Source organism: Xanthobacter autotrophicus, assembly GCF_029991245.1.
In the GTDB taxonomy this organism is placed as follows: Bacteria; Pseudomonadota; Alphaproteobacteria; order Rhizobiales; family Xanthobacteraceae; genus Xanthobacter; species Xanthobacter autotrophicus_C.
Window position 1 is genome coordinate 1 of sequence record NZ_JAIVFO010000001.1, and the last position, 22,076, is coordinate 22,076.

The window sequence follows — 22,076 nt, forward strand, 5'->3', positions numbered from 1 at the left end:
TCGGCCAAACCACCTAAACCCTCAAAGGAGAAGCCCCGAAACTTGACCGCAACCTGACCCAAGACCACCATCACCCCGGGTCACTTCTCAGTGGAAATCCAGGGTCACTTCTCGCCGGAAATCAACAGACGGACGCATGGTGCATGATTTCTACGTCTTCGAGGTCAAGGCTCCCGGGGCTTCGAAGGGCGAGTGGGACCTCTACAATCTGGTCGCCACCTTGCCCGGGGACGAGGCCTTCCGCCCCCTCTCCGAAAGCGCCTGCCCGGCCATCATCGCCGCGCGCGGAGAGAAGAAGGCGAACTGAATGACGGGCCGCGCCCCGGCGCGGCCCTGGTCCTGCACCATCTGTGGCGGCGGCCTGAAACATCTCAAAAGGGCCCCTGAGCTAAAGCTCAGCACTGGCCAGCGCGAACGTCCGTTTCTGGGGCGATTGTCAAAGACCGCTACTGGCGCGTCCTACCCGGTCCGCCAAAGGGCGGCAAACGATAATCTGCAACCTCACAATCCGGCCCCGCGACCCACCCGAGGGTGGCGAGCAGACCGCCGGGGGCAGCAGCACCGGATGGGGCGGCCCCCTCGCCGCTACCGCAGAGAGGGCATACTCGGATCACTGTCCATATGTGCGCTGGCCGCGACAGGCCGGCGTGGAGCGCCCCGCACCCGACAATGGCTCGGCTGCGAGCCCACCGCTCCTGAACTGATCCCTTAGCGAGCTGCGTTGTCGCGGCTCTGTCCACAAGGAGGAAAACAATAGGAATGTTCTGATCATCGGCGCGGCCGGCAAGACGGGGGCGATCGTAGTCGAGCGAGCCGTGGCGGCCGGGCACGTTGTGACCGTGTTCGTTCGCGATGCGGCGAGGTATCGCGCGCCCGAGAACGTCCGCGTCATCGCTGGGGATGCGACCGATCACGCGAGCGTGGACGAAGCGATGGCCGGGCAGGACGCCGTGATCGACACGATCGGCGGGAAGGCGCCGTACTGCAAGACGACGCTCGAGCGCAGCGTCGCCGGCGCGGTCGTCGCGGCGATGAAGGCGAACGGCGCGAGGCGCGTCATCGTTATCAGCTCGTTCGGCGTCGGCGACTCGGCTGACCAGGTGGGCTGGTTCGTAGAGCATGTGATTGTGCCGACGTGGCTGCGCGGCTCGACCGAAGACAAGGCTGCGACGGAAGCTGTCGTCCGCGCGAGCGGCATTGCCTTCGTCATTGTCCGTCCCGCGATGCTCACCGATGACGCCGCCACCGGAAACGTAAAGGTGTTTCGGGGACGCGACACCGCCCACAAGACCAGCCGGGCCGACGTGGCGCAATTCTGCGTCGATCAGTTGACGAGCGACGAACACGTCGGCAGCGCGGTGACAATCGCCAACTCATGAAGGCGCGTCACCAATGAGAACTCTGGGAATTTGAAAGGGAAGGTCGCGGGCAATGCGGCCCAATCGCAAACTTCAGCCAAAACCGTTTCAAAAACCGTTTCAGATCCGGAAACTGAAACGGTGAACTTCGGCTAAGTCATTGATTTAATGGCGCGCCGGGGAAGATTCGAACTCCCGACCCCCAGATTCGTAGTCTGGTGCTCTATCCAGCTGAGCTACCGGCGCCTGTGCCCGAAACCGGTGGGAACCGGTCTGGAAGGGAAGCCCTTCCCGGGCGTCGCGACGTTGGAGCGCCGCGAGGACCCGTGAGCTACACCCTTCCAGCGGACCACGCAAGACTGGATGCTTGAGAAAAACCGCGCGACCCCACTCCCATGTGGAAAACTGCGCAGCACACCAATACCTCAGGCGCGGATGCGCTCGCGCCGGTGGTGGCGGCTTTCCGGCTGGTCGGGGATGGTGATGCGGAAGGTGGTGCCCACCTGGGTGTCCAGAAGGCGGATCTCGCCGCCATGGGCCCGCACCAGCTCATCGGCGATGGGCAGGCCGAGCCCGGTGCCGCCGCGCCGCGCCGAGGACACGAAAGCCTCGAACAGGTGCTCGCGGCGCGCCGCCGGAATGCCCGGCCCGGTGTCGCCCATCTCGATCTCCACCACCGCACCCTTGCGCCGCGCCTTGATGCGGATCTGGTCCCGCTCGGGGTCCACCGGCGCGCGCACCTCCAGCGCCTGCACGGCGTTGCGGGCGATGTTCAGGATCACGCGGAACAGCTGGTCGGGGTCGGCATCGGCCACGAGCCCCCGCTCGATATCCACCACCCAGCCGATCCCCGAGCCGCTCTGCAGGCCCAGCGTCTCGCGCACCTCGTCGAAGAGCTGGGCGAGGGCCACGTCGCGCCGCTCGGGCAGCGGCTCCTTGGCGCGGCCGTAGGAGAGGGTCTGCTCGCAATAGGTGATGGCACGGTCGAGGGCCGCCAGCAGCTTCGGCGCGAAGCGCTGCACGGTTGGGTCCGGCACGGTGGCCAGACGGTCGGAGAGCAGCTGCGCGGACGACAAGAGGTTGCGCAGATCGTGGTTGATCTTGGACACCGCCAGGCCGAGGGCCGCCAGATGGCTCTTCTGGTGCAGGGTCTGGGACAGTTCGCGCTGCATCTCCTCCAGCGCCTCCTCGGCGGTGCCGATCTCGTCGGAGCGGCCGGAGGGCACGATGATGCGGGAGGCATCCTCCGGGTTCTCGCGGAACGCCGAGATGCGCTCGGTGAGCCGCCGCATGGGCCGCACGAACAGCCAGTTGAGGCTCACATAGACCAGCACGCCCGCCGCCACCGCCACCGCCAGCGACACAAGCAGCACGGTGGCGGCGAAGCGCAGCAGCGCCGCGCGCAGGGGCGTGCCGCTGAGGACGATCTCGATGAAGTCGGCGCCGCGCGGCGGATCGCCCACCACGCGCAGGATGCGGCCGTCGGGGGCCGTGAGCGTATCGAAGGCGTCGTGGACCGCGGTCCACAAGGTGGTCTCGCGCATGTCGATATGCACGTTGGCCATGGGCGGCATGTCGGAGGCGGCGAGCAGGCGGCGCGTGTCCTCGCGCTTCACCACGATCACCTTGGCGCCGACGCTCTCCAGCAACTGGCGGGTGAGGTCGGGCGAAATGCCCTCCTGCGGGGCGGCATCGAGCACGAGGGCGGCGGTGCGGGCCGCCGCCAGCCGGTCGGAGAGCCAGGCAATGCGGTAGTTGGCGATGGTGGGCACCAGCACCGCGATTTCGGCCATGGCCACCACGGCGACGGTCAAGGCGAGAAGCTTGGTGGACAGCCCGAGGCTCCACCGGGCGCCCCTGGGCGCCGGCCGGGTCTCCGGCTGATGGCTCGTCGGCTCCAACATGGCACTGATACGGGGGGCAGACCCGTCCCGGATCGCCGCGCCCAGCGCGCGAGCGATCGACATTAAGAAATAGGCAACCAATCGGTCACCGGCCAGAGCGACTTGAGATTGAGGTAAATGCCGGGCCCAAGCGGTGCCGGAATGCCAGGCCCTTGGCCCGGCAGGCGGCAGGCGGCCAGCGGCGCGATTATCCTGGCTGCGGCGCTATTCGTCCTCGCCGAAGCGGTCGGCCACCAGGGTATCGAGGGCCTCGAGCACCGCGGCGGCCTCGTTGCCGGTGGCGGTCACGGTCACTCTGGTGCCGGGGCCGGCGGCCAGCATCATCAGGCCCATGATGGAATTGCCCCCTACCGCCTCACCATTGCGACATACGGTCACGTAGGCGTCGAACCGCTCCACCGTCTGCACGAACTTGGCGGAGGCACGGGCATGCAGGCCACGCTTGTTCACGATCGGCAGGGCACGCACCAGGGCCTCGGGGGCGATGGGTCCGCCACACGCCGCCTCGGGACACTCCATCTCGTGCGGCATCTCTTGGTGCGGCATCTCTTGGTGTTGCGCCTCGTCCGCGTCCGCCCGCGGGACGAAGGCGTCATTTACCGGAGAGGACACGGCTTGCGACATTGATGTATTTCCTCCCGGCTTCCTGCGCCACATCGACGGCCTGCTCCAGCGGCAGCTCGCCACGCACCTTGGCGAGCTTCACGAGCATGGGCAGATTGATGCCCGCCACCACCTCCACGTCCGGCGTGTTCATCACCGAGATGGCGAGATTGGACGGCGTGCCGCCGAACATGTCGGTGAGGATCACCACACCGTCGCCGGTCCGCACCCGGTCCACGGCTTCGATGATGTCCTGCCGCCGCCGTTCCATATCGTCCTCGGGACCAATGGTAACGGTGGCCATCTGGGTCTGCGGACCCATGACGTGCTCCAGGGCGGAGCAGAATTCGTCGGCAAGGCGGCCATGTGTGACGAGGACGAGACCGATCATGCTTCCTCCGCCTCCACCACCCCTGGATGAAGGCCTCCCGCGTTGCGGGACGGCCATATTCAGATCGGCTCAAAAATTACGCAAGGGGTGCAACGCACAAAAGCACATTTAATCATCGTGGTCACGCGTTCCGATAATGCAAGCGAGAACCAGTGGCGCCTTGCCCCATTCCTCCAATGGAATACGTTCAACTTCAATGCCTTGAAGGAGGATTCGCCGGGCTTGCGGGGCCGGCATCCGGCTGGCGTCGGGTGCTGCAAGATCGACCACATGCCGCACCGCCACCATGGGACGATACGGTAACCGGCGGATGCCGAGGCCGCGCATCTCGATCAAACCGGCCAGCGCGGGGGCTGGACGCGCCACCAGGACGCCGTCCTCCGGCGCCAGCAGCACCCGGTCGTCGGCCACCAGCTCGGCGGGGGACAGGCTGCGCGGCGCGTCGAGGATGAGCCGCAGCGCAAGGCTCGACTTGCCCGAGCCGGACGGCCCGCGGATGAGCACCCCGAGATCGCCGATGGCGATGCAGCTGGCATGGATGCTGGCGGGCGCGCCCACGGCTCAGGCCGTCGGCAGGCGCACGACGAAGCGGGCGCCGGTCACCTGAGGCGTGCCGTCGGCTCCGGCTTCCGTGCGGTTCTCGGCCCAGATGGTGCCGCCATGGGCCTCCGCGATCTGCCGCGAGATGGAGAGGCCGAGCCCGGAATTCTGCCCGAAGCCCTGGTGCGGCCGGTCCGTGTAGAAGCGCTCGAAGATGCGCGAGAGCGCATCCGGGCGAATGCCGGGGCCGTCGTCGTCCACCACGATCTCGGCGCCATCCTTCAGGCGGCGGCAGGTAACGCGCACCGAGCCGCCCTCCGGCGAGAAGGACCGGGCGTTGGAGACGAGGTTATCCACAACCTGCCCCAGGCGCGAGGCGTGGCCCGCCACCAGAAAGTCGGCCGGCGCGCCGTGGGCCCGCTCGAAGGTGAGGGAGACGCAGACCCCGTCGTCCTTGCGCACATCCTGGGCGAGGCCCACCACCATCTCCAGCAATTGCTTGAGGTCGACATTCGCCGCCTCCTGCCGCTGCAGCTCGGCATCGAGCCGGCTGGCGTCGGAAATGTCGGAGATGAGGCGGTCGAGCCGCTTCACGTCGTGCTGGATCACCTCCATCAGGCGGTTGCGCGAGGTGTCGCTCTTGGCCAGCGGCAGCGTCTCCACCGCGCTGCGCAGGGAGGTCAGCGGGTTCTTCAGCTCGTGGGCCACGTCGGCGGCGAAGCTCTCGATGGCCTCGATGCGGTTGTAGAGGGCACCGGTCATGTCGCGCAGGGCGCCGGACAGATGGCCGATCTCGTCCGAGCGGGCGGTGAAATCGGGGATCTCCACCCGCGACTTGATGCGCCGGCGCACCCTTTCGGCCGCCGCCGCGAGCTTGCGCACCGGGTCGGCGATGGTGCCGGCGAGCAGCACCGAGAGCAGCACCATGACCACCGCCGCCACCAGGAACACGCGCACGATGACGAAGCGTTCGGCCTTCACCGCGGCGTCGATCTCGCCGCTCTGGGTGGACAACAGCAGCACCCCGAGGATGGCGCGGAAGCGCTGGACCGGCACGGCGACGGAAACCACCACCTGCCCGCGCTCATCCACCCGCACCTCGCTCCCCTTGGCGCCCAGCGCGGCGGAGGCGACTTCGGGATAATTCTTGCCGGCCTGCGGGCCGAATTCCTTGTAGAGCGGCAGGTCGCCGCGGCCGAACCACAATTGCACCGCCTGCCAGGCCCGCTCCATCACGCCGGGCTTGGGCTCGTTGGGCGAGGGCAGGTCGTAGCGCAGGATTTCGCCGCGCGAATAGAGCGAGCGGGAATCCAGCAGCAGCTGGCCCTCGCGGTCATAGATGCGGGCGCGGGTGCGCGTCGGCCCCACCAGGCGCCGCAGCACCGGGGCGACGCGCTCGGGATTGATGGGGAATTCCAGCGGCGCGAAGCCGTCGTCGGGGCCGTAGCTCTCGCCGGCCTGCAATTCCAGCAGCCGCTCGGGATCGAGCGTGATGGCATTGGTCTCCACCTGCGCCGAGGAGGCGATGGCGGCGGCGATGATCTCGCCCTGCACCAGCAGGCTCTGGATGCGCGCGTCGATGAGGCCGGAGCGGAACTCCGACAGATAGAGGATGCCCGACACCAGGGCGCACAGCCCGGCGAGGTTGAGCAGCACGATGCGCCGGGTGAGCGAGGAGAAGCCCTTGAAGGCCACGAAGCGACGCACGCGCTTCAGCCACGCGATGATACCGCCACGCGGCTCGCGCCCCCGTTCCGCCCGGCCGCCGGAGGCACCGGGCCCGCCCGAGGCCATCTCGTCGGCTCGTACCTCGTCGGTGTGCGCCGTCATGGGGTCCTGAGCCTCCGGCGCGGTGCCGTGGTGCTCACTCCTTGAACCGGTAGCCGACGCCGTACAGGGTCTCGATCATCTCGAAGCTGTCGTCCACCGACTTGAACTTCTTGCGCAGCCGCTTGATGTGGCTGTCGATGGTGCGGTCGTCCACATAGACCTGGTCGTCATAGGCCGCATCCATGAGCGCATTGCGGCTCTTGACCACGCCGGGACGCTGGGCGAGCGCCTGCAGGATCAGGAATTCGGTGACGGTGAGGGTCACCGGCTCGCCCTTCCAGGTGCAGGTGTGGCGCTCGGGGTCCATGCGCAGGTTGCCGCGCTCCAGCACCTTGGCGCTGTCGGTCTCGCGGGGCGCGGTGCCGTCCTTGGCTCCGACCCGGCGCAGCACGGCCTTCACCCGCTCCACCAGCAGGCGCTGGGAGAACGGCTTCTTGATGAAGTCGTCGGCGCCCATCTTCAGGCCGAACAGCTCGTCGATCTCCTCATCCTTGGAGGTGAGGAAGATCACCGGCATGTCGGTCTTCTGGCGCAGGCGGCGCAGCAGTTCCATGCCGTCCATGCGCGGCATCTTGATGTCGAGGATGGCGAGGTCCGGCGGGTTGGTCTTGAATCCGTCCAGGGCCGAGGCGCCATCGGTGTAGGTGTCGATGCGATAGCCTTCCGCCTCCAGTGCGATGGAAACCGAGGTCAGAATGTTGCGGTCGTCGTCGACGAGGGCGATGGTGGGCATGACACCTCTTTTCAGCCGTCTGGAAACAGCGGCCTCAACTGCGGCCTTGCGCGAGGGGTGAACCCCGTTCGCGTGGCCGAAATGTGACACACAAGAGTCAACTGCCGCAAAATAGCGGGATTCTCCACCGACGCCAAACATCCCCCGTCAAACATCCCCCCGCAACCTTCACCCTGCGCGCGCCTGCGGCCGCGCTGCCGCTTGCGCAGGGCCGGCGGGACGCCGCATCCTGACGCGGTTCGAAGGGAGCATGGTTCATGGCCGATTCTGCCGCCACCGTCGTCCGCCGGCTCATCCGCGAAGCGCGCTTCGGCGCGCTGGCGACGCTGGAGGGGACGGGCGGACCCTATGCCTCGCTGGTGGCGGTGGCCACCGATCCCGAAGGCCGCCCGACCCTGCTCATCTCCCGCCTCGCCCGGCACACCCGCAACATCGCGGGGGATGCACGGGTTTCGCTGCTGGTCTCGGCCGCGGGAACGGTGGACCCGCTGGATGCGCCGCGGGCCAGCCTCATCGGCCGCATCGTGCCGGCGCCGCAGGCCGAGGTCCGCACCCGGTATCTCGCCCGCCACCCGGCGGCGGCCGGCTATGCGGACTTCACCGACTTCGCCTTCCACGCCATCCATGTGGAGGAGGCGCACCTGGTGGAAGGCTTCGGCCGCATCGTCGACGTGCCGGGCGCCGCCCTCCTCACCGACTGGAGCGGCGCCGAGGCGCTGGCGGCCGGCGCCGACGGCGTCATCGCGCACATGAACGCCGACCACTCCGATGCCGTCGGCCTCTATGCGACAGCGCTGCTCGGCGCGCCGGACGGCGCGTGGCGCATGGTGGCGGTGGACCCGGAGGGCTGCGAGATTTCCAGCGGCGAGCTGGTCAGGCGGCTAGACTTTTCGCAGCGCGTCACCGAACTTACTGCAGTGCGTCAAGAACTCGTCGCCCTCGTCCAGAAGGCCCGGCAGGCAAGCGCGGCCTGAACGGCGGCGTTTCCGTCCGATCGCCGGGCGATCCGACCTGAAACGCTTAACATATTGTATTCAAATGGTTATAGACGTCTCCATCGGGACGGCCTGTGCTCTCGCTGTACACGTTTGGCTGTGTTTCTTTTGGCGACGTCTCCTTATAACCTGAGGAGGCGCGGCATCACCAGAGACGCAGGATGGCGTCCGTTACCGTGCGCAGGGCCGGCTTCAAGCCGGCGGGAACATCAGGAGGACGAGTCCTTGCTCGAAACCGGTCACCGGAACAGCGCCTGCGGCGCCGCCAGCTTCGGTTTGAAACACCTCACCGCGGTTCATTGGAACCTGCTGGAGCCCGCGCTCTACGAGCACGCCCTGGCGAACCGGGAAGCCCGCCTCTCCTCCGGCGGCGCCCTGGTGGCCGAGACCGGCGCCCATACCGGCCGCAGCCCCAAGGACAAGTTCGTGGTCCGCGACGCCGACACCGAGACCCAGGTGTGGTGGGACAACAACGGCGCCCTCTCGCCCGAGCAGTTCGAGACCCTGTACCAGGACTTCCTCACGGCGGCCGAGGACAGGACCCTCTATGCCCAGGACCTCTACGGCGGCGCCGACCCCTCCTGCCGCATCAAGGTGCGCGTCTATACCGAGTTCGCCTGGCACTCGTTGTTCATCCGCACCATGCTGCGCCGGCCGGACCAGGCCGAGCTGGACAGCTTCGTGCCGGAACTCACCATCATCGACCTGCCGTCCTTCAAGGCCGATCCGGACCGCCACGGGGTGCGCTCGGAGACGGTGATCGCGGTGAACTTCACCCGCGGCATCGTGCTGATCGGCAACTCCTCCTATGCGGGCGAGATGAAGAAGTCGGTGTTCACCGCGCTGAACTACATCCTGCCGAAACAGGGCATCATGCCCATGCACTGCTCGGCGAACGTGGGCGCGGAGGGCGATGTCTGCCTGTTCTTCGGCCTGTCCGGCACCGGCAAGACCACCCTCTCCGCCGACCCCAACCGCACCCTGCTCGGCGATGACGAGCACGGCTGGAGCCAGGGCGGCGTCTTCAATTTCGAGGGCGGCTGCTATGCCAAGACCATCCGCCTGTCGGCCGAGGCCGAGCCGGAGATCTTCGCCGCCTCCAACCGCTTCGGCACGGTGCTGGAGAACGTGGTGCTGGACAAGGTCACCCACGTTCCCGACTTCGACGACGGCAGCCTGACCGAGAACACCCGCTCCTGCTATCCCCTGTCGTTCATCCCCAATGCCAGCGCCACCAGCGTCGCCGGCATGCCGAAGAACGTGGTGATGCTCACCTGCGACGCCTTCGGCGTGCTGCCGCCCATCGTCCGGCTGACCCCGGCCCAGGCCATGTATCACTTCCTGTCCGGCTACACCGCCAAGGTGGCCGGCACCGAGAAGGGGGTGAAGGACCCCGAGGCCACCTTCTCCACCTGCTTCGGCGCCCCCTTCATGCCGCGCCACCCCTCGGTCTACGGCAATTTGCTGCGCGACCTCATCGCCGAGCATCAGGTGGACTGCTGGCTGGTGAACACCGGCTGGACCGGAGGCAAGTTCGGCACCGGGCGGCGCATGCCCATCAAGGTCACGCGCACCCTGCTCACGGCGGTGCTGGACGGCTCGCTGAAGGACGCATCCTTCCGCACCGATCCCTATTTCGGGTTCGAGGTGCCCACTTCCGTCCCGGGCATCGAGCCGCACGTGCTCTATCCGTCCAAGACCTGGGCCGACCAAGCCGAGTTCGACGCCACCGCGCGCCGGCTGGTGGAGATGTTCCGGGAGAATTTTACCCGCTTCGAGAACCACGTGGACGCCGCCGTGCGCGATGCCCAGCCCCAGGTGCGCATCGCCGCCGAATAGGCCTGGAAGCCGGGGCGCCGTCGCCCCGGCTTCGCCCGGGTTTTCTCAAAAGCAAAGGCCCGGCACCTGGGCGCCGGACCTCGTGGTTCCAGGGCGTGCTTGTGGGCGTGCCTGTGGATGCAATCGCGGGATGCAATCGCGCGTCAGGCCTCGCGGCGGCGCTGCTGGCCCAGGCCCATCTGCCTTGCAAGTTCGGAGCGGGCGGCCGCATAGTTCGGCGCCACCATGGGATAGTCGGCGGGCAGGCCCCACTTCTCGCGGTACTGCTCGGGCGTCATGTCGTAGCGCGTGCGCAGGTGGCGCTTCAGGGACTTGAACTTCTTGCCGTCCTCCAGGCAGATGATGAAGTCCGGATGGACCGACTTCTTCACCGCCACGGCGGGCTTAGCCGGCTCGGAGACGGGCTCCTCCTCGCCGCTGGAGAGGCGCTGAAGGACGCCATAGACCTCGCTGATGAGGGAGGGCAGATCCGCGAGGGCCACCGTGTTGTTGCTGACATAGGCCGAAACGATATCCGTCGCGAGCTCGATATAGGCGGTCGTATCCGTGGTTTCGCTCATGGGACCTTCTTCGCGGTTGGCTTTTTTGGCATCCGTATGGCTGAAATTCAAAATGCGCGCGCGCAGGTGGCGCCTTTGGGCCAACTGCGCGAACCGCAGGACCTTGCGCGCAAAGGTGATCCCGAACGGCGCCGTCTTCGGACGAAGGTGGAACCTCGATCGGCGGCCATTGAAATCTCCACCGACCCTGCCCCACCTGCGGCGAACCTTGCGTCCCCTCTCCGTTCAGCCGCCCCACAGCAATCCGACGAAGAAGGTGCTCTATATTTGTTAATTTCGCGACTTCACCTTTGCAACCAGTATTTCGCGAAAACGTTTGCTATTCTTGCATACATAAGCCGCAACTCAATTGCCGGCCGCGTCATCGGCCACGCGGCACTTTCGACCTCCACGGATCCCCGCCTCCAAAAAGGCCCCGCCACGCGCGCCGCCGCCTTGCCGTCGCCACCCTGAATGCCTACCTCTCCATAAACTGAACCAGGGGTCTTCCATGCCCAATCCTGCCCCGTCTCCCGCCGCCCATGGTGACGACGATGCCAAGGTGGTCAAAAGCGAGAGCGAATGGCGCTCCTGCCTGACGCCCGAGCAGTTTCGAATCACCCGCCAGCATGGCACCGAGCGCGCCTTCACCGGCCCCTATTGGGATGAGAAGCGCGCGGGCCTTTATTCCTGCGTCGCCTGCGGGACCGCCCTGTTCCGCTCCGAGGCCAAGTATGATTCGGGCACCGGCTGGCCCAGCTTCTTCTCCCCGGTCTCCGCTGAAGCGGTGGTGACGCACGAAGATACCTCCCACGGCATGCGCCGCATCGAGGTGCGCTGCGCCAGTTGCGAGAGCCACCTGGGCCACGTCTTCCCGGACGGCCCGGCCCCCACGGGCCTGCGCTTCTGCCTGAACGGCACGGCACTTTCGCTCGCGCCCGACGACGGGGACACCCGTGGCGTCTGAGCCGCCCCGCGCACCACGCCGGCCGAGCGAGCGCATCGTCCACGGCGTGCCCCTGACCGACGACTATGCCTGGCTGCGCGCCGACAACTGGCGCGCGGTCATGCGTGATCCGTCGGTGCTGGACACCGACATCCGCGCCTATCTGGAGGCGGAAAACACCTTCGCCGAGGCCTATTTCGCCCCGATGGGCGAGGCCAGGGCCGCTTTGGTCGCCGAGATGCGCGGACGCATCAAGGAAGACGATTCTTCCGTTCCCGCCCCGGACGGGTCCTTCGCCTATTTCTCCCGGCACCGGGAAGGCGGCCAGCATCCGCTGTATTGCCGCAAGCCTCTTCCCGATGGTCCCGAAGCCATCCTGCTCGACGGCGACAAGGAGGCGGAAGGCAAGGCCTATTTCCATTTCGGCCACTGGCGCCATACCAGGGACCATACCCTTCTCGCCTTTGCGGCCGACACGTCCGGCTCCGAACTCTACGCCATCCGCATCCGCGACCTGTCGGGCGGCGCCGACCGGCCCGACGTGATCGAGGAAACCACCGGCGACCTGCTGTGGAGCGCCGATGGAACGGTGCTCTATTACATCCGCCGCGATGCCGAGCACCGGCCGTCCAAGGTGTTCCGCCACGTCCTGGGCACCGATCCCGCCGCCGATGCCCTCATCTATGAGGAGCCGGACAAGGGCTTCTTCGTCTCGCTGGGCGAAACCCAGTCCCACCGCTACGGCCTCATCGCCTGCGGCGACCACGACACCTCGGAGGTCCACCTTCTGGACCTTACCCAAGCCGCGCCCCTGCCCCGCTGCATCGCCCCGCGCGAGGCCGGCGTGCGCTACGAGGTGGAGCACCACCCAGACCTCGCCGGCATCGACAGCCTGATCCTCCTCACCAATGCGGACGGGGCGGAGGACTTCAAGATCGTCACCGCCCCTACCGCCACGCCGGACCGCGCCAGCTGGCGTGATCTGGTGCCCCACCAGGCCGGGCGGATGATCCTGAGCCACACCGTCTTCGCCGGCCACATGGCCCGGCTGGAGCGGGAAGCGGGGCTGCCGCGCATCATCGTCCGGGACCTCGCGTCGGGAGACGAGCACGCCATCGCCTTCGACGAGGAGGCCTATGCGCTGGGACTTCACCCCGGCTTCAGCTTCGACACCCGCGCGGTGCGCTTCACCTACGCCTCCATGACCACCCCGTCGGAGGTGTGGGACTACGACATGGCGACCCGCCGCCGGGAGATGCTGAAGCGCCAGGAGGTCCCCTCGGGCCACGACCCGGCGGACTATGTGACGCGGCGCCTCTATGCCCCGGCACAGGACGGGGAGAGCGTGCCGGTGTCCCTGCTCTATCGCAAGGGAACGCCGCTGGACGGCTCCGCCCCGCTCCTGCTTTACGGCTATGGGGCCTACGGCATCACCATTCCGGCCGGCTTCTCCACCAGCCGCCTGTCGCTGGTGGATCGCGGCTTCATCTATGCCATCGCCCATGTGCGCGGCGGCACGGACAAGGGCTGGCACTGGTACGCCGACGGCAAGCTCGCGGGGAAGACCAACACCTTCACCGACTTCATCGCCTGCGCCGAGCATCTGGTGGCCGAGGGCTTCACCACGGCCGACCGCATCGTCGCCCAGGGCGGCTCGGCGGGCGGCATGCTGATGGGGGCGGTGGCGAACCTGCGGCCGGACCTGTTCGCCGGCATCGTGGCCGAGGTCCCGTTCGTGGACGTGCTGACCACCATGCTGGACGACACCCTGCCCCTCACCCCACCCGAATGGCCCGAATGGGGCAATCCCATCACCGACGAGGCGGCGTTCCGGCGCATCCTGGCCTATTCGCCCGTGGATAACGTAGGCCCGCAGGCCTATCCCTCCATCTTCGCCCTCGCCGGCCTCACCGATCCCCGCGTCACCTATTGGGAGCCGGCGAAATGGGTGGCGCGGCTGCGCGCGGCGGACACCGGCGGGCGGCCCATCCTGCTGCGCACCAACATGGATGCGGGGCACGGCGGCGCCGCAGGGCGATTCGACAAGCTGGACGAGGTTGCGCTCGTCTATCTGTTCGCATTGAAGACGGTGGGCCGCACAGCCTGAGGACGGCGGGGCATGGCGCGCGCCCGGATCACACGGTGATCCGGGCGGTAAACCGGCCTCTTTCCTTCATGTTGGCAGCAGGTCCGTCGTCCCGGCCAGGGGCATGGTGATCGCGTCGGAGCCCGGAAGCCTGCCCCGGCGGCATTTGCGCCGGGCGCAGCTTCCGGTTATCCAGAGCGCGCTCGATTGGGGGAATGCGAGAGAGGGGCGGCTCCGCGCATTGAGGCACGCTTTGATGGGCCGTCTGGATCGTTACATTTTCTCGACCGCCGCGGTGGCGTTCCTGGGCGTCGTGGTGGTGCTCGCCGGGATGATCTGGGCGACGCAGGCCCTGCGCCAGCTGGACCTCGTCACCAGCCAGGGCCAGACCATCATCGCCTTCGTCGCCATCACCAGCCTCACCATGCCCACGCTGGTGCTGGTGATCGCCCCGGCGGCGCTGTTCATCGCCACCGCCTACACCCTGCTCAAGCTCAACGGCGACAGCGAGATCGTGGTGATGGCTTCCGCCGGGATGGGTCCGTGGCGGCTGCTGCGGCCGCTCATCGTCCTCTCCCTCATCGTCTCGGCGTTCTGCGCCCTCCTCGCCATCAAGGTTGTGCCGGCGAGCCTTGCCACCTTCCGCCAGCAGGTCACCAAGGTGCGCGCGGACGTGGTGTCCTTCGTCGCCCAGCCGGGACGGTTCGTGAACCTGTCCCAGGGCCTCGTCTTCCATGTGCGCGAGCGCGCGCCCAATGGGGTGATGCGCGGCATCTTCATCAATGACGCGCGGGATGACGCGGTTTCCACCTACCTCGCCGACCGCGGCCAGATCATCGAGAGCGACTCCGGCATCTTCCTGGTGCTGGAGAATGGCTCCATCCAGCGGCGCGGCGGCGTGAACAAGGAGGCGGGCACGGAACAGGGCCAGGAGAAGGGCCAAGAGAAGGGCAAGTCGTCCAACTCCTCGGTGGTGGAATTCCAGCGCTATGCCTTCGACCTGTCGTCCCTTGCCCCCAATTCCCAGGGCCAGGACGTGAAGCCCATGGAGCGGCCCATCTCCTTTGTGCTGAACCCGCCGGAGGACGACTTCTACCTGCGCTTCTTCCCCGGACGCTACCGGGAGGAAGTGCACAAGCGCCTGTCCGCCGGCCTCTATCCCATGGCCTTCTTCGCCATCGCCGCCGCGGCGCTGGCCCGCCCGCGCACCACCCGCCAGAGCCAGGTCGCGGCGCTCGCCGCCATCATCCCGGCCATGGGCGCGGTGCAGATCGGCAATTTCGCCATCGCCGGCCAGTTGAAGACCCAGGCCGGGGCGGTGCCGCTCATCTATCTTCTGCCCATCCTTACCGTGGTCCTCTGCGCCATGGTGATCCAGGGCTGGATCCGCCTCTCCCCGCCGGCGGCTCTGGTCGCCCTGGGGGACTGGCTGAAGCAGCGCTTCACGCGGCGCGCGGCGGCCTGAGCCCCATGATCGGACGCATTCTCGGCCTTTATTTCGCGCGGCGCTTCGCGAGCGCGGTGGTGCTCATCTTCCTGTCCTGCGTCACGCTCATCGTGCTCGTGGACTTCCTGGAGATGGCGCGCCGCACCGCCGATCGCGAACAGGTGACGGTGGGCCTGCTGGCCCTCGTCACCCTCTACCGCACCCCCTCCTTCACCGAGCAGCTCATGCCGTTCGCGGTGCTGTTCGGCTCCATCTCCACCTTCGTCCTGCTGTCGCGGCGGCTGGAACTGGTGGTGGCGCGGGCGGTGGGGCTCTCGGTCTGGCAGTTCATCACGCCGCCGGTGCTGGTGGCGTTCCTCCTCGGCGTGTTCGCCACCACGGTGTTCAACCCCGTCTCCGCCGACTTCAAGGAGCGCGCGAACCAGATCGAGGGCGAGATCTTCGGCTCCTCCTCGTCAGGGCTCCTGCCCCAGGGCAAGAAGGAGTTCTGGGTGCGCCAGCAGAGCGTGGACGGCCAGTCCATCATCCAGGCCCAGGCCACCCGCCAGGGCGGCCGGACGCTGTCCGGGGTGGTGGTGTTCGAGTTCGACAAGGCCGACCGTCTCGTGGAGCGTGTGGAAGCCCGTTCTGCAACCTTGGGAGATGGTGCATGGATTCTTACCGACGCCAGCGTGCTGGTTCCGGGCCTCGATCATCAGCACTATGATACCTATCTGATTGCCACGAATCTCGACCCCAAGCAGATTCAGGAGTCGCTGATCGCCCCGGAAACCGTGTCGTTTTGGCAACTTCCCGCCGCCATCCGCAGTGCAGAACAATCCGGCTTCGGCGCCGAAAGGTACCGTCTTCAGCTCCAGAGCCTTCTGGCACGGCCGTTTCTCCTGGTGGCAATGGTACTCATTGCCGCGGTGGTGGGGCTACGTGTGTTCCGCTTCGGCGGGGTGGGGCAGACGATTCTCGGTGGCGTGCTGGCGGGCTTTCTGCTTTATGTTGGAACCAAGCTCGCTGAGGATCTCGGCGAGGCGGGTTTCGTTCATCCCGTTGCTGCAGCATGGTTTCCTGCGGTGACCGGGATTCTTCTGGGGGTACTCATTCTGTTGCATCGGGAGGACGGATGACGGTCGGGCTTCCCCCCGCCGTAGGCAACATCTCCGGGGGCCGGCGCCGCAGCGCGCGCCGGACGGGGGTGCTTGCGTCCGCGGCTGGCCTCTTTCTGATGGCAGCAAGCCTCGTCGCCGCCGCTCCCGCGGTTGCGCAGACGCAGAGCGACCAGCAGCCCAACATCACCCCCAGCGCGCTCGGCTCCGGCTTCGCCGGCGCGGGCAAGCTCGACCCGAACCAGAAGATGCTGGTGACGGCCGACCAGCTCGAATACGACTACCAGAGGGAAACGGTCTCCGCCGTCGGCACGGTCCAGATCTATTACGACGGCTCGACCCTGGAGGCGAACCGGGTGGTGCTCGACCGCAAGTCGAACACCCTGTTCGCCCAGGGCAATGTCCGGCTGAAGGACAAGGACGGCAAGATCGTCACCGCGGACAACCTGGAGCTGACGCAGGACTTCAAGCAGGGCTTCATCGATTCCCTGCGCCTCGACACCCCGGACAGGACCCACTTCGCCGCCACCCGCGCCGACCGCACGGACGGCAACGTGACCGTGTTCCAGAACGGCGTCTACACCGCCTGCGAACCGTGCAAGGACGACCCGAGCAAGCCTCCGCTGTGGCAGATCAAGGCCAAGAAGATCGTCCACAACGAAGACGAGAAGATGATCTACTATCAGGATGCCTGGGTAGAGTTCTTCGGCATGCCTGTGGCCTATTTCCCGTACCTGTCCTCGCCGGATCCGACGGTGAAGCGCAAGACCGGCTTCCTCATTCCGGAATTCTTCTCGTCGAGCCAGATCGGCTATGGCGTCGGCACGCCGTTCTTCTGGAACATCGCCCCCGATCGCGACCTGACCCTGACGCCCGCCGTCACCACCGAGCAGGGTGTGCTGATGCAGGCCGAGTGGCGGCAGCGCCTGATCAACGGCGCCTATACCATCCGCGCCGCCGGCATCATGCAGCAGGACAAGGACGCCTTCACCACCACGTCCTACGGGCTGACCGAATATCTGCCCGGCTATCGCGACAACCGCGGCGCCCTGCAGAGCACCGGCGCGTTCGCGCTCAACAAGTTCTGGACCTTCGGCTGGGATGGAACCCTGGTCTCCGACCGCACCTTCCTCCAGGACTACAATCTGATCGGCGACGGGGTCTCCACAAAGACCTCCACCGTCTATCTCACCGGCCAGGGCGACCGCTCCTTTTTCGACGTGCGCGGGCTTTATTTCCTCGGCCTGTCGGTGACCGACAACCAGGACCTGCAGCCCATCGTCGGTACGCTCAATTACAACAAGGTGTTCGACAAGGCCCTGTGGGGCGGTGAATCCGGCATCAAGGCGAACCTCACCAGCCTGACCCGCCAGGAGGCCGACTTCATCGGCACCTCGGCGCTCACCTCCTCCACCGGCGCCGTGGGCATCCCGACCGGCTCCTGCGCGCTCATGAACCCCAATCCCGAGCAGTGCCTGCTGCGCGGTGCGCCGGGCGACTACACGCGCCTGTCCGCGGAGCTTTACTGGAAGAAGGCCATCACCGATTCCGCGGGCCAGATCTGGACACCCTTCGTGACCGCGCGGGTGGACGTCGCCTCCGTGAACACCGGCTACCTGCCCTACAGCTACATGTACGGCGCCACCTTGCCCGGCCAGAACACGCTCCAGTCCGGCGCCGACGACCTGATCCGGGGCATGCCGGCGGTGGGCCTCGACTACAAGTATCCCTTCATCTCCGCCGAGAGCTGGGGCACCCAGATCATCGAGCCGCGGGCCCAGGTCATCATCCGGCCGAACGAGACGGACATCGGCAACTTCCCGAACGAGGATGCCCAGAGCCTGGTGTTCGACGACACCAACCTGTTCGAGGTGAACAAATATTCGGGCTACGACCGGGTCGAGGGCGGCAGCCGCGTCAATCTCGGCGTGACCTATACCGCCGCCATCCACGGGGCGGGCCTTGTCACAGCGGTGATTGGCCAGTCCTACAACCTGTTCGGCCGGAACTCGTTTGCCTATGGCGACATGGCCAATACGGGCCTCGAGTCCGGCCTCGAGACCACAGCGTCCGACTACATCGCCAAGTTCGGCTATTCGCCCACCAAGCATCTCGAGTTCGTGACCCGCTTCCGGTTCGACAACGACAACCTCTCCATGCAGCGCTTCGAGTTGCAGGGGCGGGCGGAGATCGACCGGTTCAACGTGGCCGTCACCTACGGCCGCTATGAAGCGCAGCCGCTCCTGGGCTATTATGACCAGCGCGAGGGCATCTACACCAACGCCTCGTACAAGCTGAACGACAATTGGGCCGTCCGTGGCGCGGTGCGCTACGACTTCGCCGCCGGCGAGTTCGACTACACGCTGGTGGGCCTCAGCTATATCGACGACTGCTTCACCCTCGCCCTCAACTACGTCACCGACTACACCCTGAACGGCCCCAATGCGGCGCCGGTCAACAGGGTGATGTTCCGCATCGGGCTGAGGACACTTGGCGAGGGCGGGTTCTCCACCTCCTTCGGCTCCAGCAGCGAAACCAGCCAGTGAGGCCCCGCGCCGGCTGAGCCGGCCGCAGCTTCGGCTGCGGTCTGCAAAGCGGGCCGCAATGCCGCCACAGGAAGGGGACACAAGTCGCCGTCTGACCTTCGGACAGGATCATGCTGCTTCGTCATTTTCTCCTCACGGCCCTTGCGCTGGCCTTCCTCGCCCTCGGGACCGGCGCGCCCGCGCAGGCCCAGCAGATCATCGTGATGGTGAACGGGGACCCCATCACCACCTATGACGTGGCGCAGCGCCAGCTCATGCACCAGATGATCGAGCGCAAGGGCGTGACATCGCAGCAGGCCCTCGAAGACCTCATCGACGAGCGCATCAAGATCCAGCAGGCCATCCGCCTCAAGATGGAGGTGGAGCAGAAGGACGTGGATCGCCTGTACGCGGGGGTCGCCGAGCGATCGGGCCGGACGCCTGAACAGCTCAGTGAAGGCTTCAAGCAGCAGGGCCTCAGCGATCGCACCTTCAAGCAGAAGCTGCTCGCCGACTATGTCTGGGGCCAGTATGTGCGCGCCCGCTCCGGCACCGTGAACGTGCGCGACGCGGACGTCATCGCCGCGCTGCAGAAGCGCGGGGAGACCCAGCTGGTCGCCACCGAATACACGCTCATGCCCATTGTCTTCGTGGTGCCGCGCACCACCGCCAATTACGGCGCGCGCCTCGCCGAGGCCAATGCCCTGCGCGGCCGCTTCACCGACTGCGACGCCGGCGCGGAAATGGCGAAATCATTGAAAGAGGTCGTGGTGCGACCCAAGGTGACGCGCCTGTCCTCCGAAATGCCGCCCCAGCTGCGGCAGCTCCTCGACAAGACCGAGGTGGGCCGGCTCACCCCGCCAGAAGTGGCCCAGTCCGGGGTCGAGACCTTCGCCATCTGCGGCAAGCGCGAAGTGCGCGGCGAGAGTTCGCAGAAGAAGGAAATCAAGGACGAGCTGTCCAACGTCCAGTTCGCCGCGGAATCCAAGAAGTTCATGGCGGAGCTGAGGAAGCAGTCGCTCATCGAATATCGCCGCCGCTGAAGCGCCCACGGGTTGCAAACCCGGGCCTTCGATCCGACCTTATACCCATGGCCCCTGAGCTTGAGCCATGGGTCAAGCCCGCGCGGCGATTGAGCGTAATCCACCTGGCATCGGTCGAAGACCGAGGCCGACGATACTGATAGCCAAAGGGGCGGTTCCGGCGAGCCGGCCCTTCCGCCGTTTCAACGCGTTTTCATGACGCAAAACCGGTTTCAACTTTTGCGGAAAACGCTGTGATGGTCGCGCCCGCCCCCCTCGTCCTCTCCCTCGGCGATCCCGCCGGCATCGGCCCCGACATCACGCTCATGGCCTGGGCGCAGCGCCGGGACCTGGGCCTTCCCGCCTTCCTCGTCGCCGGCGATCCCGTGGCGCTCAAAGCCCGCGCGCGCCATCTCGGCCTCACCGTGCCGCTCGCCGAGGCCGGGCCGGAAGACGCCGCCGTCCGCTTCGCCGAGATGCTGCCCGTGCTCCCCTGCGGCCCCGCCTCCACCGCGGCGCCCGGCAAGCCGGATGCCTCCAGCGCGCCCTGCGTGGTGGCGAGCCTGGAAGCGGCGCTCGGCCTCGTCCAGGCGGGCCGGGCGGCGGCGCTGGTCACCAATCCGCTGGCGAAATCGGTCATGTATGCGGGTGGCTTCCCGTTTCCGGGCCACACCGAGTTCCTCGCCGCCCGCGCCGCGCGCCCCGGCCGTCCCGCGCCCCATCCGGTGATGATGATCTGGTCGGACCAGCTCGCCGTGGTGCCGGCCACCATCCACCTGCCCTATGCGGACGTGCCCGCCCATCTCACCGTCGACCTGCTGGTGGAGACCGGCCGCATCGTCGCCGGCGACATGGCCCGGCGCTTCGGCCTCGCCCGGCCCCGGCTGGTGTTCTGCGGCCTCAACCCCCATGCGGGCGAGGAGGGCACCCTCGGCACCGAGGACGAGGCCATCGCGCGCCCCGCGGTGGACGCCCTCAGGCGCGAGGGCATTGACGCCCGCGGCCCCCTGCCTGCCGACACCCTGTTCCACCCGCAGGCGCGGGCCGGCTACGACGTGGCGGTAGGCATGTATCACGACCAGGTGCTGATCCCGGCCAAGACGCTGGCCTTCCACGACGGGGTGAACGTGACGCTGGGCCTGCCCTTCATCCGCACCTCGCCCGATCACGGCACCGCCTTCGACATCGCCGGCACCGGCCGCGCCAACCCCTCCAGCCTGGTGGCGGCGCTCCGGCTCGCCCGCCGCCTCGCGGATGCGGAATCAGCGCTTGCGGAGCGCGAGGGCCGGCGCGCGGCGAGCGTGGCGTGAGCGCCCTCGACGAATTGCCGCCGCTGCGCGATGTCATCCGGCGGCACGGCCTCTCGGCGCAGAAGTCGCTGGGCCAGAACTTCCTTCTGGATCTCAACCTCACCGGCCGCATCGCCCGCGCCTCCGGCCCCCTCGACGGGGCGACCGTGGTGGAGGTGGGCCCCGGGCCGGGCGGGCTGACCCGGGCTCTGCTCGCCTTGGGCGCGAAGCGCGTCATTGCCATCGAGCGCGATCAGCGCTGCCTCGATGCGCTGGCGGAAGTCAGTGACCATTATCCGGGCCGGCTGGAGGTGATCTCCGGCGACGCCCTGAAGGTGGACGTGCGCCCCCTCGTGGGTGACGGTGAAGTGCGGGTGGTGGCGAACCTGCCCTATAATATCGCGACGATGCTGCTCATCGGCTGGCTCTCCACGGATCCCTGGCCGCCCTGGTTCTCCTCCCTCACCCTCATGTTCCAGAAGGAGGTGGCGGAGCGCATCGTCGCCGCGCCGGGCTCGAAGGCCTATGGCCGGCTCGCGGTGCTGGCGGGCTGGCGGACCACGGCGCGCATCGCCTTCGATGTGGCCCCCTCCGCCTTCGTGCCGCCGCCGAAGGTCACCTCCTCCGTGGTGCATCTGGTGCCGCGGGCCGAGCCCCTGCCCTGCGCCCTTTCCGCCTTGGAGAAGGTGACGGAAGCCGCCTTCGGCCAGCGCCGCAAGATGCTGCGCCAGAGCCTGAAATCCCTGGGCGTGGACACCGCCGCCCTGCTCGCGGCCACCGGCGTGGAGGAGACGGCGCGGGCCGAGGAGATCGACGTGGACGGCTTCGTCCGGCTGGCGAATGTGTTCGCACAGCTGAAGGCGGGAGCCGGCGTGACGGCGTGACGGTGTGAGGTCGCGATCGCCCCTCGGCACTTTGGGCGATGGGTCCGA

The 22,076-nt window shown here is 67.3% G+C and carries 18 protein-coding genes, 1 tRNA gene and 1 pseudogene; 12 read left to right on the plus strand and 8 right to left on the minus strand.

What is annotated here, in order from left to right; translation table 11 throughout:
- Positions 1-127 precede the first annotated feature (127 nt).
- Together K9U41_RS00005 and K9U41_RS00010 are read left to right on the plus strand one after the other, a co-directional pair.
- Positions 128-307 (plus strand): annotated as a pseudogene (locus K9U41_RS00005) (hypothetical protein); the annotation flags it as partial.
- Between the two features lie 463 nt (positions 308-770).
- Positions 771-1,379 (plus strand): NAD(P)-dependent oxidoreductase, encoded by a 609-nt coding sequence (locus K9U41_RS00010; RefSeq protein ID WP_282638915.1) that lies wholly within the window; start codon positions 771-773, stop codon positions 1,377-1,379.
- Positions 1,380-1,527: 148 nt separating this feature from the next.
- Here K9U41_RS00010 and K9U41_RS00015 read toward each other — a convergent pair.
- The 7 genes from K9U41_RS00015 to K9U41_RS00045 all read right to left on the minus strand — a co-directional run bounded on the left by K9U41_RS00015 (position 1,528) and on the right by K9U41_RS00045 (position 7,359).
- Positions 1,528-1,604: transfer RNA gene (locus tag K9U41_RS00015), tRNA-Arg, on the minus strand.
- 179 nt (positions 1,605-1,783) lie between these two features.
- Positions 1,784-3,262, minus strand: coding sequence for a HAMP domain-containing sensor histidine kinase (locus K9U41_RS00020; protein WP_282638788.1), 1,479 nt, complete (start codon positions 3,260-3,262; stop codon positions 1,784-1,786).
- 204 nt (positions 3,263-3,466) lie between these two features.
- Positions 3,467-3,781: an HPr family phosphocarrier protein gene (locus K9U41_RS00025; protein ID WP_282638916.1), complete on the minus strand. Its 315-nt coding sequence runs from the start codon at positions 3,779-3,781 to the stop codon at positions 3,467-3,469.
- 73 nt (positions 3,782-3,854) lie between these two features.
- Positions 3,855-4,256: a PTS sugar transporter subunit IIA gene (locus K9U41_RS00030; RefSeq protein WP_138400954.1), complete on the minus strand. Its 402-nt coding sequence runs from the start codon at positions 4,254-4,256 to the stop codon at positions 3,855-3,857.
- Positions 4,257-4,364: 108 nt separating this feature from the next.
- On the minus strand, positions 4,365-4,814 hold the full coding sequence (locus K9U41_RS00035; protein ID WP_282638789.1) for an HPr kinase/phosphorylase: 450 nt from the start codon (positions 4,812-4,814) through the stop codon (positions 4,365-4,367).
- Positions 4,815-4,817: 3 nt separating this feature from the next.
- Complete coding sequence (locus tag K9U41_RS00040; protein WP_282638790.1) at positions 4,818-6,626, minus strand: sensor histidine kinase; 1,809 nt, start codon at positions 6,624-6,626, stop codon at positions 4,818-4,820.
- Positions 6,627-6,660: 34 nt separating this feature from the next.
- Complete coding sequence (locus K9U41_RS00045; protein ID WP_282638792.1) at positions 6,661-7,359, minus strand: response regulator transcription factor; 699 nt, start codon at positions 7,357-7,359, stop codon at positions 6,661-6,663.
- A gap of 257 nt (positions 7,360-7,616) precedes the next feature.
- Here K9U41_RS00045 and K9U41_RS00050 point away from each other — a divergent pair, with 257 nt between their 5' ends.
- Together K9U41_RS00050 and K9U41_RS00055 are read left to right on the plus strand one after the other, a co-directional pair.
- Complete coding sequence (locus K9U41_RS00050) at positions 7,617-8,333, plus strand: HugZ family protein (RefSeq protein ID WP_282638793.1); 717 nt, start codon at positions 7,617-7,619, stop codon at positions 8,331-8,333.
- Positions 8,334-8,579: 246 nt separating this feature from the next.
- Entirely contained in the window at positions 8,580-10,193 is a 1,614-nt protein-coding gene (locus tag K9U41_RS00055) for a phosphoenolpyruvate carboxykinase (RefSeq protein WP_282638794.1), read from the plus strand.
- Positions 10,194-10,336: 143 nt separating this feature from the next.
- Here K9U41_RS00055 and K9U41_RS00060 read toward each other — a convergent pair whose 3' ends face one another.
- A complete protein-coding gene (locus K9U41_RS00060) occupies positions 10,337-10,753 on the minus strand; it encodes a MucR family transcriptional regulator (RefSeq protein ID WP_282638795.1) in 417 nt (138 codons plus the stop codon).
- A 490-nt stretch (positions 10,754-11,243) separates the two neighbouring features.
- On the opposite strand from K9U41_RS00060, the gene msrB reads away from it, so the two are divergent.
- The 8 genes from msrB to rsmA all read left to right on the plus strand — a co-directional run bounded on the left by msrB (position 11,244) and on the right by rsmA (position 22,028).
- The gene (gene msrB, locus K9U41_RS00065; RefSeq protein WP_282638796.1) at positions 11,244-11,699 is read left to right on the plus strand and encodes a peptide-methionine (R)-S-oxide reductase MsrB; all 456 of its coding nucleotides are present in this window, start codon (positions 11,244-11,246) and stop codon (positions 11,697-11,699) included.
- Positions 11,689-13,785, plus strand: coding sequence for a S9 family peptidase (locus tag K9U41_RS00070; RefSeq protein WP_282638797.1), 2,097 nt, complete (start codon positions 11,689-11,691; stop codon positions 13,783-13,785). Before msrB ends, K9U41_RS00070 begins: the two co-directional genes overlap by 11 nt.
- 235 nt (positions 13,786-14,020) lie before the next feature.
- Complete coding sequence (locus tag K9U41_RS00075) at positions 14,021-15,229, plus strand: LptF/LptG family permease (protein ID WP_282638798.1); 1,209 nt, start codon at positions 14,021-14,023, stop codon at positions 15,227-15,229.
- A gap of 5 nt (positions 15,230-15,234) precedes the next feature.
- Complete coding sequence (gene lptG / locus K9U41_RS00080) at positions 15,235-16,329, plus strand: LPS export ABC transporter permease LptG (protein ID WP_282638799.1); 1,095 nt, start codon at positions 15,235-15,237, stop codon at positions 16,327-16,329.
- A 98-nt stretch (positions 16,330-16,427) separates the two neighbouring features.
- Positions 16,428-18,854, plus strand: a complete 2,427-nt coding sequence (locus K9U41_RS00085) for an LPS-assembly protein LptD (RefSeq protein WP_282638800.1) — start codon at positions 16,428-16,430, stop codon at positions 18,852-18,854.
- A gap of 110 nt (positions 18,855-18,964) precedes the next feature.
- Positions 18,965-19,876: a peptidylprolyl isomerase gene (locus K9U41_RS00090; protein ID WP_282638801.1), complete on the plus strand. Its 912-nt coding sequence runs from the start codon at positions 18,965-18,967 to the stop codon at positions 19,874-19,876.
- Positions 19,877-20,112: 236 nt separating this feature from the next.
- Entirely contained in the window at positions 20,113-21,165 is a 1,053-nt protein-coding gene (pdxA, locus tag K9U41_RS00095; RefSeq protein WP_282638802.1) for a 4-hydroxythreonine-4-phosphate dehydrogenase PdxA, read from the plus strand.
- Entirely contained in the window at positions 21,162-22,028 is an 867-nt protein-coding gene (rsmA, locus tag K9U41_RS00100; RefSeq protein WP_282638803.1) for a 16S rRNA (adenine(1518)-N(6)/adenine(1519)-N(6))-dimethyltransferase RsmA, read from the plus strand. Before pdxA ends, rsmA begins: the two co-directional genes overlap by 4 nt.
- Positions 22,029-22,076: the final 48 nt, after the last annotated feature.

Excerpts from the sequence above, each read along its gene's own strand:
- K9U41_RS00020 (WP_282638788.1), bottom strand. The coding sequence starts at position 3,262 with ATGTTGGAGCCGACGAGCCATCAGCCGGAGACCCGGCCGGCGCCCAGG.
- K9U41_RS00025 (WP_282638916.1), bottom strand. The coding sequence starts at position 3,781 with ATGGAGTGTCCCGAGGCGGCGTGTGGCGGACCCATCGCCCCCGAGGCC.
- K9U41_RS00030 (WP_138400954.1), bottom strand. The coding sequence starts at position 4,256 with ATGATCGGTCTCGTCCTCGTCACACATGGCCGCCTTGCCGACGAATTC.
- K9U41_RS00040 (WP_282638790.1), bottom strand. The coding sequence starts at position 6,626 with ATGACGGCGCACACCGACGAGGTACGAGCCGACGAGATGGCCTCGGGC.
- K9U41_RS00045 (WP_282638792.1), bottom strand. The coding sequence starts at position 7,359 with ATGCCCACCATCGCCCTCGTCGACGACGACCGCAACATTCTGACCTCG.
- K9U41_RS00050 (WP_282638793.1), top strand. The coding sequence starts at position 7,617 with ATGGCCGATTCTGCCGCCACCGTCGTCCGCCGGCTCATCCGCGAAGCG.
- K9U41_RS00060 (WP_282638795.1), bottom strand. The coding sequence starts at position 10,753 with ATGAGCGAAACCACGGATACGACCGCCTATATCGAGCTCGCGACGGAT.
- msrB (WP_282638796.1), top strand. The coding sequence starts at position 11,244 with ATGCCCAATCCTGCCCCGTCTCCCGCCGCCCATGGTGACGACGATGCC.
- K9U41_RS00075 (WP_282638798.1), top strand. The coding sequence starts at position 14,021 with ATGGGCCGTCTGGATCGTTACATTTTCTCGACCGCCGCGGTGGCGTTC.
- lptG (WP_282638799.1), top strand. The coding sequence starts at position 15,235 with ATGATCGGACGCATTCTCGGCCTTTATTTCGCGCGGCGCTTCGCGAGC.
- K9U41_RS00085 (WP_282638800.1), top strand. The coding sequence starts at position 16,428 with ATGGCAGCAAGCCTCGTCGCCGCCGCTCCCGCGGTTGCGCAGACGCAG.
- K9U41_RS00090 (WP_282638801.1), top strand. The coding sequence starts at position 18,965 with ATGCTGCTTCGTCATTTTCTCCTCACGGCCCTTGCGCTGGCCTTCCTC.
- pdxA (WP_282638802.1), top strand. The coding sequence starts at position 20,113 with ATGGTCGCGCCCGCCCCCCTCGTCCTCTCCCTCGGCGATCCCGCCGGC.